The organism is Amycolatopsis sp. cmx-4-54 (assembly GCF_046548895.1).
Classification (GTDB): Bacteria; Actinomycetota; Actinomycetes; order Mycobacteriales; family Pseudonocardiaceae; genus Amycolatopsis.
In genome coordinates this window covers 194,156-213,001 of record NZ_JAEBEJ010000002.1, presented here as the reverse complement: position 1 = coordinate 213,001, position 18,846 = coordinate 194,156, and the positions used below count along the sequence as shown (strand labels likewise).

The 18,846-nt window shown below is 69.5% G+C and carries 15 protein-coding genes; 11 read left to right on the top strand and 4 right to left on the bottom strand.

Features of this window, described 5'->3' with window-relative positions; translation table 11 throughout:
- Positions 1–76: 76 nt before the first annotated feature.
- Positions 77–1,252, bottom strand: a complete 1,176-nt coding sequence (locus tag ACLJQ7_RS06210; RefSeq protein ID WP_410647182.1) for a homogentisate 1,2-dioxygenase — start codon at positions 1,250–1,252, stop codon at positions 77–79.
- 85 nt (positions 1,253–1,337) lie between these two features.
- Here ACLJQ7_RS06210 and ACLJQ7_RS06205 point away from each other — a divergent pair, with 85 nt between their 5' ends.
- A complete protein-coding gene (locus tag ACLJQ7_RS06205; RefSeq protein ID WP_410647847.1) occupies positions 1,338–2,192 on the top strand; it encodes a hypothetical protein in 855 nt (284 codons plus the stop codon).
- A 178-nt stretch (positions 2,193–2,370) separates the two neighbouring features.
- A complete protein-coding gene (locus tag ACLJQ7_RS06200; RefSeq protein ID WP_378434738.1) occupies positions 2,371–3,009 on the top strand; it encodes an IclR family transcriptional regulator in 639 nt (212 codons plus the stop codon).
- Positions 3,010–3,102: 93 nt separating this feature from the next.
- Here the strand turns inward: ACLJQ7_RS06200 and ACLJQ7_RS06195 are convergent, their stop codons facing one another.
- Positions 3,103–3,765 carry a DUF998 domain-containing protein gene (locus tag ACLJQ7_RS06195; protein ID WP_410647181.1) on the bottom strand — a complete coding sequence of 221 codons (663 nt, stop codon included), beginning with the start codon at positions 3,763–3,765 and terminating at the stop codon, positions 3,103–3,105.
- 88 nt (positions 3,766–3,853) lie between these two features.
- Complete coding sequence (locus ACLJQ7_RS06190; protein ID WP_410647846.1) at positions 3,854–4,441, bottom strand: TMEM165/GDT1 family protein; 588 nt, start codon at positions 4,439–4,441, stop codon at positions 3,854–3,856.
- A 189-nt stretch (positions 4,442–4,630) separates the two neighbouring features.
- On the opposite strand from ACLJQ7_RS06190, the gene ACLJQ7_RS06185 reads away from it, so the two are divergent.
- From ACLJQ7_RS06185 to ACLJQ7_RS06145, 9 genes are all read left to right on the top strand, one after another.
- The gene (locus ACLJQ7_RS06185; protein ID WP_410647180.1) at positions 4,631–5,584 is read left to right on the top strand and encodes a S41 family peptidase; all 954 of its coding nucleotides are present in this window, start codon (positions 4,631–4,633) and stop codon (positions 5,582–5,584) included.
- 81 nt (positions 5,585–5,665) lie between these two features.
- A complete protein-coding gene (locus ACLJQ7_RS06180) occupies positions 5,666–7,177 on the top strand; it encodes a cytochrome ubiquinol oxidase subunit I (protein ID WP_410647179.1) in 1,512 nt (503 codons plus the stop codon).
- A gap of 393 nt (positions 7,178–7,570) precedes the next feature.
- Positions 7,571–8,578: a cytochrome d ubiquinol oxidase subunit II gene (gene cydB / locus ACLJQ7_RS06175; protein ID WP_410647178.1), complete on the top strand. Its 1,008-nt coding sequence runs from the start codon at positions 7,571–7,573 to the stop codon at positions 8,576–8,578.
- Positions 8,575–11,826: a thiol reductant ABC exporter subunit CydD gene (gene cydD, locus ACLJQ7_RS06170; protein ID WP_410647177.1), complete on the top strand. Its 3,252-nt coding sequence runs from the start codon at positions 8,575–8,577 to the stop codon at positions 11,824–11,826. Before cydB ends, cydD begins: the two co-directional genes overlap by 4 nt.
- 81 nt (positions 11,827–11,907) lie before the next feature.
- Complete coding sequence (locus ACLJQ7_RS06165; RefSeq protein ID WP_125679171.1) at positions 11,908–13,053, top strand: GAF domain-containing sensor histidine kinase; 1,146 nt, start codon at positions 11,908–11,910, stop codon at positions 13,051–13,053.
- A gap of 134 nt (positions 13,054–13,187) precedes the next feature.
- Positions 13,188–13,796: an excalibur calcium-binding domain-containing protein gene (locus tag ACLJQ7_RS06160; protein WP_410647176.1), complete on the top strand. Its 609-nt coding sequence runs from the start codon at positions 13,188–13,190 to the stop codon at positions 13,794–13,796.
- Positions 13,793–14,434: a class F sortase gene (locus ACLJQ7_RS06155; protein ID WP_410647175.1), complete on the top strand. Its 642-nt coding sequence runs from the start codon at positions 13,793–13,795 to the stop codon at positions 14,432–14,434. The genes ACLJQ7_RS06160 and ACLJQ7_RS06155 overlap by 4 nt, the downstream gene beginning before the upstream one ends.
- Before the next feature lie 9 nt (positions 14,435–14,443).
- On the top strand, positions 14,444–15,082 hold the full coding sequence (locus tag ACLJQ7_RS06150; RefSeq protein ID WP_410647174.1) for a histidine phosphatase family protein: 639 nt from the start codon (positions 14,444–14,446) through the stop codon (positions 15,080–15,082).
- 36 nt (positions 15,083–15,118) lie between these two features.
- A complete protein-coding gene (locus ACLJQ7_RS06145) occupies positions 15,119–17,263 on the top strand; it encodes an AAA family ATPase (RefSeq protein WP_410647173.1) in 2,145 nt (714 codons plus the stop codon).
- On the opposite strand, the gene ACLJQ7_RS06140 is transcribed toward ACLJQ7_RS06145, so the two are convergent.
- Positions 17,244–18,776, bottom strand: coding sequence for a hypothetical protein (locus ACLJQ7_RS06140; RefSeq protein ID WP_410647172.1), 1,533 nt, complete (start codon positions 18,774–18,776; stop codon positions 17,244–17,246). The two genes, ACLJQ7_RS06145 and ACLJQ7_RS06140, sit on opposite strands and share 20 nt — an antisense overlap.
- Between the last annotated feature and the right edge of the window lie 70 nt (positions 18,777–18,846).

Here is an 18,846-nt window from a genome sequence, read left to right as displayed (position 1 = left end):
TTCAGTCCTCTGAATGCGTGGGCACCCGCGCGCGCCGGTCTTCGAATACCGCATTCAGAGGACTGAACGCATGCCGTTAAGCGCCCGGGCCGCGGCCGGACCAGGTCCACGCGTAGCCGGGGTCCTCCGACGCGTCGGCCGCCTCGCCGAGGTCCAGCGGCGCGAAGGTGTCCACCATGACCGCGGTCTCGTCGAAGAACTGCGCCCCGATCGACGCCTCCGCCGCCCCGGGCTGCGGCCCGTGGGTGAAGCCGGACGGGTGCAGCGAAAGCGAGCCGACCTCGATGCCGGAGCCCTTGCGCGCCTCGTAGTTCCCGCGGACGTAGAACATCAGCTCGTCCGAGTCGACGTTCGCGTGGTTGTACGGCACCGGGATCGACTCGGGGTGGTAGTCGACCTTGCGCGGGCAGAACGAGCAGACCACGAAGTTCGGGCCCTCGAACGTCTGGTGCACGGGCGGCGGCTGGTGCACGCGTCCGGTGATCGGCTCGAAGTCGTCGATGTTGAACGCCCACGGGTACAGGCAGCCGTCCCAGCCGACGACGTCGAACGGGTGGGTCGCGTAGGTGTAACGCGTCAGCCCGGCGCGGTGCCGCACGAGGACCTCGACGTCGGTGCCATCGACGACCAGCGGCTCGGACGGGCCACGGATGTCGCGTTCGCAGTACGGCGAGTGCTCCAGGAACTGCCCCTTCGCCGACAGGTACCGCTTCGGCGGGCCGATGTGGCCGCGCGCCTCGATGGTCAGCAGCTTGACCCCGTCGTCGCCGTGCGGGAGCACCCGATAGGTGCACGACGTCGGGATGACGAGGTAGTCGCCGTCACCGACCTCCAGCGCGCCGTAGATCGTCTCGACGGTCGCGCCGCCGCCCTGGACGTAGAACAGCTCGTCACCCGCGGCGTTGCGGTACAGCGGCGACGGCTGGGTGGCGTGGACGAAACCGATGGTGACGTCGGCGTTGCCGAACAGCCGCCGCCGGTCGGTGACCGCGTCGGCGTCGCCGAACTTGAGGTCGTGGGTCTTGAAGGCGCGGGGCTTGAGCGGGTGGTTCGGGGTGATGGGGCCACGCTCGTCCTCGATCGCGACGGCGTCGACGATCGCGGTGGGCAGCCCCCGGTGATACAGCAGCGCCGAGTCCGCCGAAAAGCCCTCGACACCCATCAGTTCCTCGGCGTACAGGCCTCCGTCGGGCTTGCGAAACGCCGTGTGGCGCTTGTGCGGGATCTCGCCTACCTGCCGGTAGTAAGGCATCGGAATCTCCCCGGAGCGTGTCCGCTGTGCGAACGATTTTGTCCTGATGTCGTACGCTACTAGCGTGTCAGTCGTGTCAAGCGCTGTGGAACTCACGCCACCCGGCCCCCGAGGAATCCCTCCCCTGTTCGCGCGGCTCGTCGACGACTCGGCGTTGTTCCCGCCCGGCGAGGCGTCCATGCCCGAAGCGCTGCGAGCGCACTTCGCGTCGAGGGCCGGTGAGCACTCCGGCGTCCTCGGTGTGTTCCTGTGCCAGGCGTCGCGGCTGCCCGAGCTCATCACGGAACTCATCAAGATCAAACCCAAGGAACCCCTGCCGCTGTCGCTCATCATCGACACCGGCCTCGGCGGGGTCCCGAAGGCGATTTCGATCGTCGAGTCGCGCAGCGAGATCCTCAGCCTGCGCATGGTGGAGATGCCGGCGCCGTCGGACGTCGACGAGGTCTGGCTGGAGCGCGTCTCCGAGTTCGTGCCCGAGGACGTCATCCGCGTGGTCGAGCCGCGGCGCGGCGTCGGCTGGCTGGACGGCGTGCGGAAGGTGATCGAGCACGGCAGCTGGCCCAAGATCCGCTGCGGCGGCAAAGCGGGCGAGAACTTCCCCAGCGTCGACGAGGTCGCCGACTTCCTCGCGGTGGTCAGCGGCTCGTCCGGGGCGTCGTTCAAGGCGACGAACAGCCTGCACCGTGCCGTCCGGCACACCGAGGAGTCGAGCGGTTTCACCCACCACGGGTTCCTGAACCTGATCGTGGCCTCCGCACGGTGCCTTTCGGGTGGCGACGTGCGCGCCGCCCTCGAATCGACCGACGGCGCCGCGCTGGCCGCCGAGGCCAAAGGGCTGTCGGACGAGGCGGCGAAGGCCGTTCGCGGGCTCTTCGCCTCGTACGCGGCGGCCTCGTTCGACGAGCCGGTCGCCGACCTCGGGGAACTCGGGCTGCTCTGATGATCGCGCTGCCGCTATCGCGCTGCCAGGACGCTCGTGACCAGAGAAGGTCGCGTGTTCTTGGAGGGCGCCCTGTCATCGCGATAGCGGGGCCTTTGGCCAAAAGGCGCGACTTCAAAAGATCAAAAGATCTTTGGTCGCTTCAGCCTCGGTCGCCTGAGCTTCGGGCGGGTCGGCCTTGACTCGTGAAGGGTCGCTGACCTTGGACCGCGGGCTCGCGTTGCTCCAAGCGGTCGCGGACGCCGGCGGCGAGGCGGCGACGATCTCGGAGCTCGCGGTCGCCATCGGCGCGAGCCGGGCCGCCGTCTACCGGCTGCTCGTCCCGCTGTCCGAGCGCGGCCTGGTGTGGCGCGACGGCAACAAGGTGCGGCTAGGTGTCGGCCTGCTCCGGCTCGCCGGACAGGTCCTCCCGCAGCTGCGCGAGGCCGCGAGGCCGGTCTTGCGTGAGCTGGCGGAGAAGGTCGGCGCGACGGCGCATCTGTCGGTCGCGCAGGGGGACCAGGCGCAGGCCGTCGCGGTCGTCGAACCGTCCTGGACGAGCTTCCACGTCGCCTACCGCGTCGGCACCAGGCATCCGCTGTCCGCCGGCGCCGCGGGCAAGGCGATCACACTGCGTCCCGGCGGCGAGGGCTGGGTCACCTCGTCCGGTGAACTGGAGGCAGGCGCGTCGGGCGTCGCCGCGCCCGTACGCGGGGTGCCGGGTTTGAAGGCCAGCGTGGGTGTGGTGTCCCTCGAGCCGCTGGACGCGTCCGTGGTGGGCCCGGCGGTCGTGGCGGCCGCCGTCCGGCTGGCCGAGGTGCTGAAGCAGCCCGAGTAGCGCTCAGTCTGTTGGTGAACCCGCGATCGAGTCGGCAGCGGGTTCACTCGTTCGCTGCTTTTGGCGATACATCTCGGCTCCGCCAACAGGCTCTCAGCGGTGGCTGAGCAGCGGGCGGATCATGGTCGCCAGCAGCGTGAGGTCGACCGCGAACAGCAGCCGCTCGAACAGGCCGAGCGTGACCTCCTGATGCGACGGGCCGGTCAGCATCGTCCAGACGAATCCGCCGAGCACGATCACCACCGCGGCGAAACTGGCCACGGAAAGCCGCCGGATCGTCGTGCGGCGCGGCTCCCACGGGCACAGCGCGCGGCCGGGGCGGGTCAGCACCCAAGCGGCGCCGGGAAGCGCGAGGAAGGCCGCCAGCGCGGCGTAGTTGTGGATCTGCCCGGCCAATGAACGGGTCTGGCCCTCGGGGTCGACGGGGACGAGCGCGAGGACGAACAGCCCGGCGCACCACACACCGAGGAGAACGAGAACGGACTCGTAGCCGCGGCGGTGCGCTTTCGCGATCCCGCCGAGCAGCGCGAGCGAACCGAACCCCAGCGCCAGGCACATCGCGCCGAACAGCGGCGCCGCCGTCGAACCGGGCGAAAGGTAGCCGTAGACGTACTCGGACAGGGTCTGCCAAATCGGGCTGACCTGGCTGGAGAGCCGCAGGTGCAGGTCGATCGAGATGGCGACCGCGACGGCCATGCCGAAGATCGCGAGCCTGCCGTGCACGGGGGAAACGGCGAGGATCTTGGGCGAGGTCACGACCGGTTTCTCCAGGCACGTCGGGGCGGGTGTTCACCTTTTCGTTCCCGAAAGGTTACCCGGCGAACCTGTGAAAACCCCGTGCGCCTCAGAACACCAGCTGGGCCAGCGCGAACAGCGAGAACCCGGCGAAGACGAAACCCGCCACGCGCTGGATGAGCTTGGGCCGGATCCGGCTGCGGACCTTCGCGCCGATGAAGACGGCGAGCCCGGCGACGGCGACAAGCGCGACGAAGGAGCCGAGCGCGACCGCGAACGGGTTACCGAAACGGGCCGTGAGGCTGGCCGTCGCGAGCTGGGAGGCGTCGCCCCATTCGGCGGCGAACAGCACACCGAACGACGTCAGCGCGGAGCGAAAGAAGGTGGCGGGGCTCGGCCCGGAACGCGACGCGTCCTCTCCGCCGTCCTTGCCCGGCCTGAACCCTTCACGAAGGAGCATGAACGCGCCGATTCCGAACATCGCGGCGACGATCACGGTCACCAGTGTCTCCGGCAGCAAAGTGAGCACACTGCCGAAGGTGGCGGCGATCGCGGATTGCACGGCGAATGCGGCGGTGACTCCGGCGAATACCGGCCACGCACGGAAACGAGTGGTGAGAACCAGGGTGGCGACGAGGGTCTTGTCCGGCAGCTCCACGGCGAGTACCAGGCCGAACGCGCTGATCAGCGCCAGCATCGAGCTAGACATGATGGTTCTTCACCCCTTTCACTGCAACGATAAAGGGCGGATTCAGAGAAAGGCAAGCTGATGGCTTTTCCGAATCAGACGGCATGTGCGGGCGAAATTGTGTTCCGTGGTGCGGCGGAATTGAGTTTTCGGTAAACCGAATTCTTTTTTCAGGCTCCGCTGGTAGCGTCCGGGCACATGGACGAGAGAGCGCGCATCGAAGACGTGTGCAGACGGCTGAAGGAGCACTACGTGTTCCCCGACGTCGCCGAGAAGCTGACGGTGTTGCTGCTGGCGCGGCTGAGTGACGGCGCGTACGCGGGGCTCGACGATCAAGCGTTCGCCATCGCGGTCACCGAGGACCTGCAGTCGGTCAACGGGGACAAGCACCTGCGGCTACGGCATCACGTCGACCCGCTGCCCGAGGTGGACGGGGAGTCGTTCGATCCCGAGCAGTTCCGGCGCGAGGCGGAAGTGAACTGCCACGGCATCGCGTCGGCGCGACGGCTGGCCGGGAACGTCGGCTACCTGGAGACGAAGCTCTTCTACGGGCCGGACATCGCCGGCGAGGCGCTGGCCGCGGCGATGACGCTGCTCGCGACCACCGACGCGCTGATCATCGACGTCCGGGAGAACCGGGGCGGGGATCCGGCGGCGGTCGCACTGCTGATCAGCTACCTGGTCGACGAGCCCACGCATTTCAACAGTATTTACCTGCGCGACGGCGACGTGACCAACCAGTTCTGGACGCTGCCGTACGTACCGGGCCGCAAATTCGGCGCGGACAAGCCGGTGTGGGTGCTGACCGGGCCGACGACGTTCTCCGGTGCCGAGGATCTGAGCTACTCATTGCAGCAGCTGGGGCGGGCGAAGACGGTCGGCGCGGTCACCGGCGGCGGGGCGAACCCGCGGCGACAGTACAAAGTGGACACTCATCTGGATGTCACCGTTCCGGGCGGGCGGGCCGTGAACCCGGTCACGGGGACCAACTGGGAAGGCATCGGCGTCCAGCCCGACATCGCCGTCGGCGTCGAGGCTGCATTCGACACGGCGTACGCGTCGGCGCTGGAACACGTGCTGACACTGGGGGACACGGGCGTGCGGCGGCAGGTCGCCGACGAGGCGCGACTCACACTCGCCGCCCTCGGCTGACCTGGGCGCGGGACCTACGTCCCGGCGAGATCGGGACCACTCGGACTGGCGGGCTCAACGGGCGTTGAGCAGGCTTGAGGCGTGGAAGTTCTCGATCTCGCTCGATGGCAGTTCGGCATCACCACCGTCTACCACTTCCTGATGGTCCCGCTGACCATCGGGCTTTCCGTCCTGGTCGCCGGGATGCAGACGGCGTGGGTCCGGACGGGTGATCAGCGGTACCTGAAGATGACCAAGTTCTGGGGGAAACTCCTGCTGGTCAACTTCGCGATGGGCGTGGTCACCGGGATCGTGCAGGAGTTCCAGTTCGGAATGAACTGGAGCGCGTACTCGCGGTTCGTCGGTGACGTGTTCGGGGCGCCGCTGGCGATGGAGGGGCTCGTCGCGTTCTTCGTCGAGTCGACCTTCCTGGGGCTGTGGATCTTCGGCTGGGACAAACTGCCGAAGAAGGTCCACCTGGCGTGTGCGTGGGCGTACTCGTTGGCGACCGTGGCGTCCGCGTACTTCATCCTCGCGGCGAACTCGTGGATGCAGCATCCGGTCGGGGTCGAGTTCGTCGACGGGAAGCCGACGATGAACTCGATCTGGGCGGTGCTGACGAACAACACCGCGCTGGCCGCGATCCCGCACACGCTCGCGGGCGCCTTCTCGGTGGCGGCGGCGTTCCTGGTCGGTGTCGCGGGCTGGCAGTTGTGGCGCAAGCGTTCGGAGGACGACGAGCACCGCGCGGTGTGGCGTTCGTCGTTGCGTCTCGGCGGCTGGACCGGTGTGGTGGCGTTCGCGGTGCTGGCGATCACCGGCGACCTGCAGGGCAAGCTGATGTTCGAGCAACAGCCGATGAAGATGGCGTCGGCGGAAGCGTTGTGCCACACGGAGAAACCGGCGAGCTTCTCGATCATCGCGATCGGCGACGTACGGAACGCGAACTGCGAGGACGTCAAGACGTTCAACGTGCCTGCGCTGCTCTCGTTCTTGGCGCACAACGACTTCTCGACCGAGGTCAAGGGCGTGGAGAACCTGGTGACCGAATACCAGGCGAAGTACGGCACGAACTACCCGGACGACCCGCAGCTCGGTTTGCTCGCGGGCAAGCCGATCGACTACGTGCCCAACCTGCCGGTGACCTACTGGGGTTTCCGCGCGATGATCGGCTTCGGCGCGATTTCGGCCGGGATCGGGGTGCTCGCGCTGTGGCTGACCCGTCGTGGGCGGATCCCCGGGCAGCGGTGGTTCCCGTGGCTCGTGCTCGGCGGCATCGCGACCCCGTTCATCGGCAACAGCGCCGGCTGGATCTTCACCGAGATGGGCCGTCAGCCGTTCGTGGTGGTGCCGAACCCGACCGGTGTCGACGGGGTGTGGATGTTCACCGCGCAGGCGGTCTCGAAGTTGTCCACAGGCGAGGTCTGGACGTCGCTGATCGCCCTGACGACCGTCTACGCGGTGCTCGGCGTGGTCGAGGTCTTCCTGATGCGGAAGTACGTCCGCGGCGGCGTGGACGCCGTCATGCCACCCAAGAAACCGGCCTCGACCAGCGAAAACAGCGACTCGAAAGGCGGTGACGGCGATGACGACGCGCTGGCCTTCGCCTACTGATCGCCTCTTTACCTCACCTACCCAGCCCCCCGCCCTTCCCGGGGGACGGCCCCGCACCCAGCGTATCGGGGGTATCGCTCAGGCGGGTTACCCACAGCCGATCTGTGGACAACTTGAGCGGTTGTGGATAACTCAGGGCGACCGGGGTCTGAGGGGGATCGGCGGGCGGTCTCGAGTGGTAGGGGCGGGTTGCGAAAGCCACTTTCGCAACGCTCAAGGTTGCGAAAGTGGCTTTCGCAACGCTCGGGACGGCGAGGCGACGGGCGAGGTGGCCGGCGAGGCGACCGGCGAGATGACCGGGCAGCGGGCAGAAGGAGCCCTCCACCGCGTCGCAAGCGGCGAAAGCGCCCGTCACCCCAGAAACCCCAGGGAGCCCAGGAAAGTGAGCATCCGATGACCCTCGAAACGATCTGGTTCTGCGTCATCGCCCTGTTCTGGCTCGGCTACCTCTTCCTCGAAGGCTTCGACTTCGGTGTCGGCATGCTCATGCCGGTCCTCGCGAAGGACAACACCGAGCGCCGCGTCATGGTCAACACGATCGGCCCGGTCTGGGACGGCAACGAGGTCTGGCTGATCGTCGCCGGCGGCGCGATGTTCGCCGCGTTCCCCGGCTGGTACGCGTCTCTGTTCTCGGCCGCGTATCTCCCGCTCCTGCTGGTCCTGCTCGCCCTCATCGGCCGCGGCGTCGCGTTCGAATACCGCGGCAAGGTCGACTCCGATCGCTGGCGCCGCAACTGGGACCGCGTCATCGGGATCGGCTCGTGGGTTCCGCCGTTCGGCGTCGGTCTCCTCCTCGCGACCACCGTCCTCGGCCTCCCGCTCGACGCCGACGGCGATCGGGTCGGCGGCCCGTTCGCCGCGCTCAGCCTGGAAACCCTGCTCGGCGCGATCGCGGTCGTCGGGTTCTCGCTGGTCCACGGCGCCGCGTTCCTCGCGCTCAAGACCGAAGGCGACCTCCGCCACCGCGCGCGGAACCTGGCCACCCGTCTGCTCCCGGTCGCGCTGCTGCCGTTGCTCGCGTTCCTCGTCGTCGTGCAGTTGCGTTCCGGCGACCTGTGGACGCTGTTCCTCATCGGCGTCGCGGTCATCGCCGCGGTCGTCGCGTGGTTCAGGATCCGCGCGGGCCGCGAAGGGCAGGCGTTCGCCGCGCTCGGCGGGGTCATCGCGGCTTCCGCCGTCGCGATCTTCGCCGCCCTGTACCCGAACGTCCTGCCGTCCACTGTGGACCCGGCGAACACGTTGACGATCGCGGGCGAGGCGTCGAGCCCGTACACCCTGACCGTGATGACCTGGGTCGCGCTGTTCGGCGCGCCCGCCGTCCTGATCTACCAGGGGTGGACGTACTGGGTGTTCCGCAAGCGCATCGGCACCCGGCACATCCCGCCGGTGCACGCACCATGACCGAACTTCCCGGCCGCGACACCCTTTCCGCCACGGAGTCCACAATGGACTCAGCGCGACCGGGGAAGGGTCCGCTCGGCGCGCTGGCTCCACTTTCGAGTGCGGCGCGCCGGGCGTTGATCCTCAGTGGAATCCTCTCCTTCGTCAACGCGGTCTTGCTGGTGGGACAGGCGTTCCTGCTGGCCGACGTCCTCTCCGCGGTCGTCCGCGGAGCACCGGGGGACCGCACCGCCCAGCTGGCCGTGCTGCTCGCGCTCGTCGCAGGGCGCGCGTTGACCGGCTGGGCGGTGCGGATCGTTTCCGTTCGCGCCGCCGCCCGCGCGAAGGAGGAGCTGCGCGCCAAAGCTCTCGACCACGCCTTGAAACTCGGCCCGGAGTGGATCGCGCGCCGCGGTCACGGCGAGCTGACGTCGTTGACCACCAAGGGACTCGACGCGCTCGACGCCTACTTCACCCAGTACCTGCCGGCACTGGTGACCGCCGCGATCGTGCCACTCGCCGCCGGTGTCGCGATCCTGTTCGCCGACTGGCCGTCGGCCGTGCTCGTCGTGATCACCGTGCCATTGGTCCCGCTGTTCGCGATCCTGATCGGCAAGCACACCGCCGAGCGGGTCGCCGAGGCCGCCGACGCCGAACAACGACTGGCCGGGCATCTCCTGGAACTCGTCCGCGCGCTGCCGATCCTCAGCGCCTTCCGCCGCGCCGAAGCGCAGGCCGAGACGGTCCGGAAGATCTCCGAACGTCATCGCCGCACGACGCTCAAGACGTTGAAGGTCGCGTTCGCGTCGGCGTTCGCGCTGGAACTGATCGCGACGCTTTCGGTCGCGCTGGTCGCGGTCGTCATCGGCGTCCGCCTGGTCTCCGGCGAACTGCCGCTGGCCATCGGGCTCGGCGTGCTGATCCTCGTGCCGGAGTGCTACCAGCCGTTGCGTGCGGTCGGCGCCGCGTTCCACGCCAGCGAAGACGGCGTCGAGGCCGTGCGCCGCGTCGCGGACGTTCTGGCGGAACCCTTGCCGTCCAACGGTTCCGAGGCTCCCGTCAAGGGCGAGATCGACGTCCGCGGACTGCGCGTCGCCAGGCGGGGAGGATTCGCGCCCGACGGGGAGACGTTCAGCGTCCGGCCGGGTGAGATCACTTGGTTGCGCGCGCCGAGCGGCGGCGGCAAATCGACGACGCTCGCCGCCCTGCTCGGCTTCGTGCAGGCCCACGACGGGACGATCATGGTCGGCGGTACCGACCTCGCCGACGCCGATCTGGAGCGGTGGCGCGAGAACGTCGCCTGGGTGCCGCAGTCGCCGGTGTTCGGCGGAGGCACCGTCCGCGAGGAGGTTGGTGGCGAAGACGTCCTCGGCGAACTCGGGCTCGCCGGACTTGCCGAGCGGCCGATTTCGAAGCTGTCACAGGGACAACGGCAGCGTGTCGCGGTGGCGCGGGCGCTGACGCGCGTCCGGTCGGGCGCGTGGCTGCTCCTGCTCGACGAACCCACCGCCCACCTCGACGAGGCCAACGCCGCACTCGTCATGACCGCGGTCCGCGAGGCGGTCGACAACGGCGCCGCCGCGATCATCGCCGCACACGAGCGCACCCCCAGTGTCGACATGTCGACCATGGCGACAGCCGACTCCGGAACCACTGAAGACGGACAGACAGTCAAGCCACTGCCCTGGCGCGACCTGCTGCACCCCAGGTTCTTCGGCGGCGCGCTGCTGGGTGCCGCCGCGTTGCTCGCCGGGGTCGCGTTGACCGCGCTTTCGGGCTGGCTGATCGCCAGGGCGTCGCAACAGCCGCCGATCCTGACGCTGACGGTGCTGATCGTCGGCGTGCGGACGTTCGGCCTCGGCCGCGCGGGGCTGCGTTACCTCGAACGGCTGGTCACGCACGACGCCGCGTTCCGGATCGCCGGGAGCCTGCGCGTCCGGCTGTGGGAGTCGCTGGTGCGGCTCGGGCCGGCACGCGCGCTTCGGGCCGGTGAGGAACAGCGGCGGCTCGTCAGCGACACCGACACCGTGCGCGATCTGCTCCCGCGTGTGATCACCCCGCTGGTCGTGGTCGCTCTGGTGGCCGTCGGCGCCGTCGCGGTCCAGGCCGTCGTGCTGCCCGAAGCCGGACTCGCGCTGGCCGCGGCCGTGCTGGTCAGCGCGTTCGCGCCGCTGCTCGCGCTCCGGGCGGAACGCCGCGCCACCAGCGCGCTGGCCGCCGGACGGCGTTCGGTGTCGGCACAGGTGCTGAGCCTGTTCGAAGCCGCCGCCGAGCTGATCGCGTACGGGGTCGACAAAGAGCGACGTCGCCGAATCGCCACCACTGACGCCGCACTGACCGCCGAAGCCCGGCGACAGGCCTTCGGCGCCGGAGCGGCCGACGCCCTGATCATCCTGGCGACAGGAGCCGCCACTGTCGTGAGCACCGGGTTCGCCGTGAGCGCCGTCGCCGCCGGCGCGCTGAGCCCGGTACTCGCGCCCGTGGTCGCCCTGGTGCCGCTCGCGCTGGCGGAGGTCCTCTCCCTTCTTCCGCCCGCCGCGCAGCACTGGGACACCCTGCGCCAGGCCCGTCTGCGCCTCGCCGCGTGCAATGAAGGCGTCCTTCATCGCAAAATTCGCAATGAAGGGGCCTTTCATAGCACCGGCGGGGTGCGGATCCGGAACGCCGACCTCGGCTGGCCCGGTACCGAGCGCCCGGTCCTCACCGGCGTCGACCTCGACATCGCACCCGGTACGCACATCGCCGTCGTCGGCCCGAGCGGCGCCGGGAAGTCGACGCTCGTAGCGGCCCTGCTCGGCTTCCTCAAGCCGAGCAAGGGTGACGTCGCCGCCCCCGAGAACGTCGCCTGGGCGCCGCAGGAGCCGATGCTCGTGTCGACCACGGTCGCCGAGAACCTGCGTCTCGCTCAGCCGGCGGCGTCCGAGGCCGACCTGCGGAAGGCCTTGTACCAAGCCGTTCTCGAGGACGTCGAGCTCACGACGATGCTCGACAGCGCCGGCGCCGGGCTGTCGGGCGGGCAGGCGCAACGGGTCGCGTTGGCGCGGGCCGTGCTCGGTGCCGCGCGGGCCGATCTCGTGCTGCTCGACGAGCCCACCGCCCACCTCGACGAACCGACCGCGCGCACCGTCCGCGCACGGCTCGGCGAGGCACTCGCCGGGAAGACCGTCGTCCACGTCACGCACAACGCCGCCGAAGCCGACGACGCGGACGTGATCCTGGAGGTGCGGGAGGGCCGGGTCACAGCGCGGACAAGGGCCGGAGCGGGCTAGGCCGTGTCCGTCAGGAACCACCTGGGTCACGAAGCCCCATCGAACACACTCACCGGACACGGCCTAATGTCGATAGCGCTCATGGATCCCACACTTGCCGCGCGCGCACTGTCCGCCGCCACCGAGATCACCGGCACCGCCCTGTCCGGCGAAGACCCGGGTGACGTGCTGGAGACCGTGGTCGCCCGCGCCGTCGAACTGGCCGAGGCCGACCTCGGTCTCGTCATGGTGCGCGCGGACGACGGCCAGGTGGTCGCCGAGGCCGCGCACGGGGACACCACCCAAGGCCTTCGTGGGCTGGCCTTTTCCGCCGATTCCGCCGCGGGCCAGGTCGCCAGGGGTGGGAAACCGGTGGTCAGCGAGGACTTCACCGTCGATCCCCGCACGGCGCCGTTCGTGCCGCCGGAGCTGCAGGGATTCGGTCCTTTCGCCGCGTCGGCGTTCGGCGCGGGCGGGCGCGTCCTCGGTGCGCTCACCGTGTACCGCCGCCATGGCGGGGAACCGTTCTCCGCCAGCACAGTCGAGGTGCTCACGGCGTTCGCCGCACAGGCGGGCGTGGTGCTGGCGCTGGCCGAAGGCGCCAACGCCCGGCACCGCGTGACCCTCTACCAAGAGCGCGAACGCATCGCGCGCGAGCTGCACGACGTCATCGTGCAGCGCCTCTACGGTGCCGGGATGCAGCTCGACCGCGTCCGCAAGAACATGCGGAAACGGTTCGCGCAGGCCGACGGCGCGCGGCTGTCCGAGGCGATCGACCAGCTCGACCAGACCATCGAAGAGATCCGCGGCACCGTGCGCGCCCTGCGCAGTCCGGAACCCGCGAACCAGACGGTCACCGCCACCGACCTCGCCGAGTCCGCGCGGGGCGAGGTGCGCATCGCGGGCGAGCTGCTCGGCTACCCGCCGACCCTCGAACTTTCGGGCGAACTGGCCGACATCCCCGCCGAACAGGCGGACCACATCCGCGCCGCCCTGCGCGAAGCACTGTCCAATGTGGTCAGGCACTCCGGGGCGAGCGAGACCCGCGTGACACTCAGCCGTGACGCGGAAGGCGTCAAACTCCGGGTGCGGGACAACGGATCCGGCGTCCCGCAGGGCGTGGCCAAACGCGGCCTCCGTCATCTCGCCGAACGCGCGACGACGTCCGGTGGGCGCTTTTCGATCAATTCCTCCCCGAGTCTCGGGACTTTGGTCGCTTTCGACGTTCCGCTCGACCAAACCGTGTGAAATTAACGGGCCTTTGTCGCTCGTTGGAGTGACAGTTCGCGAATTCTGATTAATCCGTAACAGCTGGGGCCGGTGCGCGACTGTAAGTGCATCGAACGCGCTCGGAGCGCGAATTCCCAAAGAAAGGACTCCCCATGTCCTCGGTTCGTCGCGCCATCGGCACGGCCGTCATCCTCGCCGGTTTCTCCTTGTTCGGCCCCGCTTCCGTGGCGTTCGCGCTGGTGGAAGCGCCCGCGATCGCCGATCTCGACTGCGGTGACTTCCGGTATCAGGAAGACGCGCAGGCCGAACTCGCGAAAGATCGATCCGATCCCCACCGCCTGGATGACGACAACGACGGAATCGCCTGCGAAACGCTTCCCAAGCGTGGAACGGCGCCGATCGAAACGAGCACGTCCACCGCGCCGCCGGTCGCCACGGAAAAGCCGGCGCCGCGATCCACCGACAAGGATTGCGCCGATTTCCCCTCGCAGGCCGCCGCGCAGGCCGAGCTCAAGAAAAACCCGCGGGACCCGCACAAGCTCGATGTTGACCACGACGGGTACGCCTGCGAATCCCGGTTCGGCGAACCCGCGAAAGCGGGACAGGTCAAGGTCAAGCCCGTCGGAGGCGTCGCGACCGGCGGCGGAGAGGCCAACGGCGGTTTCCTGGAGGTCGCCACGGTCGCGCTGACCGGCGCGGCACTGCTGGCCGCGACCGCCGCGGGCGCGTCACTGGTGCTCCGGCGGCGTGCCGAGCGATGACCGGATCTTCGTGGCGCCGGTGGCCGTTTCCGCTGGTCATCGGCGTCCTCGTCGGGATGGTGTGCGCGGCCGTGCTGACCGCGTGCGCCGTCCCGCCGCCGGGCAAGGTCGCGTCCCCCGCGCCACCCACCACGGTGTCCACGGCGGCGCCTTCTTCCGCAGTGGCTTCAACGGTCTCTCCGCTCGCGCCCGCCCGGCCCGCAAAGCTCGAGATCCCCGCGATCGGGGTCCGCACCGGCGAGATCATCGACCTGGGCCTGGCCGGTGACGGCACCTTGGAGGTGCCGCACGACGCGATCACCACCGGCTGGTTCACCGGGGGCCCGGCACCCGGCGAAGTCGGGCCCGCCGTCCTCGCCGGGCACGTCGACTACAAAAAGGTTCCCGGCGTCTTCGTCCGGCTCAAGGAACTCAAGACCGGCGACGAAGCCCTCGTCCACCGCGAGGACGGGATCACCGCGGTGTTCACGGTGTACGCCGTCGAACGGCATTCGAAGGCGTCCTTCCCCACGGAGAAGGTCTACGGCGACACGACCGGGCCGGAGCTGCGCCTGATCACCTGCGGTGGGGATTTCGACTCCTCGACCGGCAACTACCTCGACAACGTCGTCGCCTTCGCGAAACTGACCCGCGGTTAGATTCGGGGGATGCGCACCGTCTACGTCGTCACGCATCCCGAGGCCACGCACCATGTCGACCGTCTGGTGGGCGGGTGGTTCGACGCCGAACTCACGGCCGACGGAGAACGCGCGGCCGCCGCCGTCGCCGAGTCGTTGCGGGCGAAGGTGCCGGAAGCGGTGGAGCTCTACTCCTCGGATCTGCGCCGTACCGCGCGGACGGCCGAGTTGATCGGTGAACGGCTCGGCGTGACCCCGATCCTGGACCGGCGGCTGCGCGAGAAGTCGTACGGGGAAGCCGGTGGCCGTCCGCGGGAATGGCTGGACAGCCGGTTTGTCCCGCCTCCCGCCGTCGGCGACCGGCTGGGACACGACGAAGGGATCCCCGGCGCCGAAACCAAGGGAGCGATGGCCGCGAGGGTGTACGCGGCCATGGAGTCGATTCTGGCGAGCCGCTGCGAACACCAGATCGTCGTCACGCACGGTGGCGCGCTCACCTTTGTGATCGCCGCTTGGATCCGGATGCCGCTCGAGTCGGCAGGCCACGTCGACTTCCGCGGTTCACCCGGGAGCGTCACGGTGCTGCGTGAGGACGACTACTTCCACAACCGGCAGGTCGTGACGCTCGCCGGGATCGGCCATCTTCCGACCGGGGAGACCGAACGTTGATAACCTCGGTACGAGCCGTGACGAGGGGAACACGCCGTGTGGGAAGCCGTTCTGGGTGAGGCCGTGAAAGCGCTGGCGGTCGGCGCCGCCGGCGGGGTGAAGGACCTGGTGGCCAAGCGGCTCGCCCGGCGCCGCACCGCACAGGACGTCGAGGCGCTGCTCGCGGACCCCGGCAGTGCCGAGCGGGCGGTACGGGAACTGGTCGAGACCGATCCCGAATTCGCCGAGCGGTTGCAGGCGATCCTCGCGGGAGACGGTACCGGCGTCCGCGATATGCCGGGCGCGCCCGCGCATTTCGTCGACCGGGACAGGGAACGGCGAAGCGCTTCGGGTCCGGGCGTCCACGTCATCACCGGTCCGCGCGGGGCCGGGAAGAGCGCGCTCGTGTACCGGCTCGCGGACGACCTCCGCGACCGGTACCCGGATCAGGTCTACGTCGACCTCGCGGACTATCGCGACGGCACCGTGCTGCGCCGCTCGGAGGTGGCGACCAGGGTCCTGCGCGCGCTCGGGGTCGAGACGAATCTGGTGACCACGAACCCCGCCGAGCTGTGGGCCCAGTACCGGTCGGTCACCGCCCGGCGCCGGTTCCTCCTGGCCCTGGACAACGCCGAAGTGGCCACGGACGTCCGCGAACTGATCCCCCCGTCACCGTCGAGCCTCGTGCTGGTGACCGCCATCCGCCAGGACGACGACCTGCTGACCGGCAACGTCGCTCCGCCGATCGAGCTGGACTCCCTCGAACGCGACTTCGCGCTCGAACTCCTCGGCAAGGCGTCGGATCCGGCGGCCATCGAGGCGGAACGCGACGCCGCCGTCGAACTCGCCGCGCTGTGCGACCACATGCCGTTCGCCCTGGTGCAGGCCGGCGTCCGGATCCGCAAACGACTGCGGCGCGGCCCCGGCGCGGTCGCCTCGGTACTGGCCGATTTCCGGCGGACCGGGGTGCTCGGTGGTGTCGACGTCATCGCGATGGCGTTCGAGCGGTCGTTCGCCGAGTTGTCCGCCGACGCCGCGGAACTGTGCGAAGTGCTGGCGTCCCATCCCGGGCCCGATTTCACGACGGCGTCGGCGACCGCGGTCTTCGGCAAACCCGCCGGAGACGCCCTCGACGAACTCACGGACGCGGGGTTCCTGGCGCCGACGGGCACTCCCCGGCAGCGGCTGTTCAACCTGATCCGGGAGGGGGCGCGCCGACGCGGGAGCAGGGAGGTCGCGACCGATCGGGCGTTGGTCTTCTTCCGCGACCAGGCCGTGGCCGCGGACCACCGCACCAGCCCGGACCGCCTGCGTTGCTACGCGCCGGTTTCCGTGCCCGAGCCGGATTTCGAGGGCAAGGCGCCGCTCGACTGGGTGGAGGACGCCCGGGAAACCTATGGCGCGCTGGCCTTTCAGGCCTTCGAGCGGAAACGGGACGTCGAGCTCGGGCAGATCTGCGGCGCGCTGGAAGTGCTCATGCTCAACCGCGGGCACCACCGGCTTTTCGCCCACATCAACCACTGGGGCCTCCTCGCGGCGAGGCGGCATGGCGAACCGGCCCTGACCACGAGGATCCTCAGTCAGCAAGGCCGTACTTTCTTCCTGCTGCACGATTTCGACCGCGCCCAGCCATTGCTGGAGGAGGCGCTCGAAACGGTCCGGACCCTGGACAACCCGGGGCTGGAATCGTCGGTGCAGGAGTTCTGCGGCCGGTTCCACGAAGAGAAAGGGCTCCTCCCGGCCGCCGCGGACTTCCTCTGGCGGGCCGTGACACTGGACCGGGCGATGGCCGAAGCGGGCCGCCGGTCACTCGGCATCCACACCCGCATGCTGGCGAACGTGCTGCTGAAGGCCGGAGCGTACGAGCACGTCTGGGCGTTGCTCGCCGAATCCGCGCAGCAGTTCCCCGCGTCGGACGGCCGGAACCTCGGCCGGGTGTCCATGGTGCGGGCCAAATACCTCCGGACGGTCGGTCACTACGACGACGCCGAACGCGAACTGCTCGAGGCGTGGCGGCTGGTGTCCGGCGCGACGCAGTACACGGCCGAGTTCGAGGAGGAGTTCGGCAGGCTTTTCGCGGCGCGCGGGGACCACGGCCGGGCGCACACGCACTTCCAGCGTGCCTGGCAGACGTACTTCGACGCGGGACATCCGCGAGAGGCCGAGTTCCGTTCGGTCCTGGCTAACACCGGGCGACGGTGACGGGCCGCCCGCCGACCGCGTGCGTCCCTTCGACGTCCTCGTGCGAGGCGAGCAGAAGGTAGAGGTGACTCGCCAGGAGGGTCGGGTCGAGTTCCGCGGACAGCAGGAAATCGCCGCGGTCCCGGACCCGCGCGAGACAGCCGCCGGGGGCGGGGGCGGCGACGAGCCGGGCGAGCGGCCAGTGGGTGAGCAGCTCGTCGAACCGGCCCGGGTCCTCGGCGAACACGACGGCCGCACCGTCCAGCTCACGCAGGGTCGCTTGATCCGCGTGGGCGAGAACATGCCGGTGGCGCAGGCCTTCCGGCCGGATGGACGCCGGAAACCGGGCCAGTTTCCCGGTTTCGTCCCATCCGGCGGCGAGCGCGGCCACCGGATGGGTCACCGGCGCCGGATCCGGCACCGGCGGGAAGCCGGGACGGGGATCCGGCTGCTTCAGGTCCAGGAGGTCGTAGAGCACATCGCCCAGCCGCGGACCGCTCGCGGCGTCCTCGACGGCCTGGTCGACGATCGGCCGGTAGCGCTCCGGAACATGGTTCTCGATGGTCGCGTCGATCTGCTCGCGAAGCCCCTCGTCCGCCAGCTCGGCCGCGACCCGGGTCAGCAGCGCGAGCGGCGAGTCGTCCACGGTCGTGGTGGCGGCGGACGCGGCGAGAAGCACCGGTTTGCCCGCCGCGGCGGCGTACAGCGCGGCGGATCCCTGATCGGAGATCACGCAATCCGCGGCCAGCAACGCGGCCTGCCAGCCGTGATCCGGGGGAACGAGGGTGAGCCCCGCGGCGAGTTCCGGCCGTAGCCACGACTCCAGCTGCCACGGGCTGTGCGCCGCCCACACCCCGGGATGCAGGGTGAGGACGATCTGGTAGTCGTCGAGCGGCAGTTCGGTCAGCAGCCGGTGGGGCAGGTGCGGATGCGTGGCGTAAAGCGAATGCCGGCCCCAGGTCGACGCGATCGCGACGACCTTCCGGTTGCCGGCGCCGAGCGCCGCGCGGTACGCCGTCACCCGGTGCCTGCTCGCCATCATCCGGTCGTGACAGGGATCGCCGACGACGACCGCCCGGTCCAGCGCCTCCGGGCAAGCCGACTTCAGCTGCTCCCGTTGCACGGAGTGCGAGAGCGCGATCGCCGCCGGGATCACCCGGTCGTGGTGCCTGAGCCGATCCGGGTCCATCCCCGACGTGACCCGTCCGCCCGGGTAGTACTTCTGGTAGCCGATTCCGTGCGGCACCAGCAGGATCGGCCCGTTCAACTCGTGAAGGGCGTCGTTCTCGCTCGCCGCGAGGATGAGGTCGAAGGTGTTCTTCGCGGCCTGCTCCCACGGCGTGACGGCGACGCGCAGGGCGCGCAAAGCGTCACTCACCCCGGCCGAAAGGATGCCCGGCCGCGCCTCGTCGAAGGTGAAGGTGGTCTGGATCCGGAAATCGGCACTCGTCAGGGTCAGGATGTCCTGAAGCCGGTTCAACGTCGTCAACGTCCGGACGACCACGAGGAGTTGTCGTTCGGGGGCGTTGGTCAACCAGGAGCGGAACCCCGGCTCGACCGGAACCTTCGGCCAAAACGACGGGGGGGGGGTACCTTTTTCGCGC

Coding starts and splice junctions, on each gene's coding strand:
- ACLJQ7_RS06210 (WP_410647182.1), bottom strand. CDS start 1,252: ATGCCTTACTACCGGCAGGTAGGCGAGATCCCGCACAAGCGCCACACG.
- ACLJQ7_RS06190 (WP_410647846.1), bottom strand. CDS start 4,441: ATGCTGGCGCTGATCAGCGCGTTCGGCCTGGTACTCGCCGTGGAGCTG.
- ACLJQ7_RS06185 (WP_410647180.1), top strand. CDS start 4,631: ATGGACGAGAGAGCGCGCATCGAAGACGTGTGCAGACGGCTGAAGGAG.
- cydB (WP_410647178.1), top strand. CDS start 7,571: ATGACCCTCGAAACGATCTGGTTCTGCGTCATCGCCCTGTTCTGGCTC.
- cydD (WP_410647177.1), top strand. CDS start 8,575: ATGACCGAACTTCCCGGCCGCGACACCCTTTCCGCCACGGAGTCCACA.
- ACLJQ7_RS06165 (WP_125679171.1), top strand. CDS start 11,908: ATGGATCCCACACTTGCCGCGCGCGCACTGTCCGCCGCCACCGAGATC.
- ACLJQ7_RS06160 (WP_410647176.1), top strand. CDS start 13,188: ATGTCCTCGGTTCGTCGCGCCATCGGCACGGCCGTCATCCTCGCCGGT.
- ACLJQ7_RS06155 (WP_410647175.1), top strand. CDS start 13,793: ATGACCGGATCTTCGTGGCGCCGGTGGCCGTTTCCGCTGGTCATCGGC.
- ACLJQ7_RS06150 (WP_410647174.1), top strand. CDS start 14,444: ATGCGCACCGTCTACGTCGTCACGCATCCCGAGGCCACGCACCATGTC.